At 36.5% G+C, this 1,529-nt stretch carries 1 protein-coding gene; it reads left to right on the plus strand.

From position 1 onward, the window contains the following. The first annotated feature begins 203 nt into the window (after nucleotides 1–203). A complete protein-coding gene (locus tag JUJ52_RS22970; RefSeq protein ID WP_228089236.1) occupies nucleotides 204–1,487 on the plus strand; it encodes an NCS2 family permease in 1,284 nt (427 codons plus the stop codon). Nucleotides 1,488–1,529 lie beyond the last annotated feature (42 nt).

Below are 1,529 nucleotides of genomic sequence, written 5' to 3' on the forward strand. Positions count from 1 at the left end.
GTTTATTGGACGAAAGCACCATAATTAATAGTATGTAAATCTTGAAAATGAAATAAAGTACGTTACAATACGATGGATGAATCGATAAAAATGGAGGAAGTATAGAAAGGAAGCAATTTTTCTTGCATAATTAGTTAAAAACGAATATTATAGTCAATGTTGTTTTATTATATTCGGAAAGTAAGGTGTTTGTCTTGGATAAGATCTTTAAATTAACGAAAAATAACACAAATATCCAAACAGAGGTGATTGCAGGCCTAACAACATTTCTTACAATGGTCTATATTGTTGTGGTTAACCCCGCAATTCTCTCAGCGGCAGGAGTACCCTTTGATCAAGTGTTTATGGCTACGGTTATCTCTGCAGTTGTAGGTACACTATGCATGGCTTTCTTTGCGAATTATCCAATTGCAATAGCACCAGGTATGGGATTAAATGCATATTTTGCATCTGTTGTAGCATCAGAAGGCTTAACTTATCAGGCGATATTTGGCACTGTATTTGTTGCTGGTATCATCTTTATTCTCTTGAGTTTGACGACACTTCGAGAGACATTAATAAAAGCAATTCCTGCATCCTTAAAATATGGAATTACCTCAGGGATTGGACTATTTATCGCCTTTAATGGCTTGAGAATGGCCGGTATCGTCGCACCAAATGAAGCAAATATTGTTGGATTGGGAGACTTACATAACCCGATGACTGCTTTAACTTTAGTAGGTTTATTTATTACTTTAATTTTATTTGTCTGGAACATAAAGGGTGCTTTATTTATTGGTATGCTCATAACGACGATTATTGCTTTGTTCACAGGACAATTATCCTTTTCAGAAGGCTATGTATCAGCCCCACCAATGCCTGTGTTTTTTGACTTGGATATAGGCAGTGTCTTTAGTCAAGGTCTCTATACGATCGTTTTTGCTTTTCTACTCGTTACCATATTTGATACGACTGGAACCATGATTGGAGTGGCAGAACAAGCAGGTTTTATGAAAAACGGCAATATGCCACGAGCAAAGTCAGCCTTGTTATCGGATGCAACCGCTACAACAGTAGGTTCCATGTTCGGTACAAGCCCTTCAACAGCTTATATTGAGTCTACTTCAGGTGTAGCTGCTGGTGGTAGAACTGGACTAACATCATTAGTAATTGCTTTGCTATTTGCACTATCTATTTTCTTTACACCTATTATAGGTGCAGTTGCAAATTTACCAGCAATTACCTCGCCTGTTTTAATTATTGTAGGTTGTTTTATGATGGAAGGATTAGCTAAAATTAACTGGAAAACATTTGACGAAGCATTTCCAGCCTTTGCGATCATCCTATCCATGCCATTAACATCCAGTATCGCTACGGGAATTTCCATTGGTTTTATTACGTATCCATTATTGAAATTAGTAAACGGAAGAGGAAAGGATGTTCATTGGATATTATATGTATTTGGGATTATTTTTGTAATCCAGATGATTTTCTTTCCAACACATTAAATTATTGTGCCTCCTACGCTTGAAGCGTGGGAGTTTTTTTTA

It is taken from the genome of Virgibacillus sp. AGTR, from assembly GCF_016919725.2.
GTDB lineage: Bacteria > Bacillota > Bacilli > Bacillales > Amphibacillaceae > Virgibacillus > Virgibacillus salarius.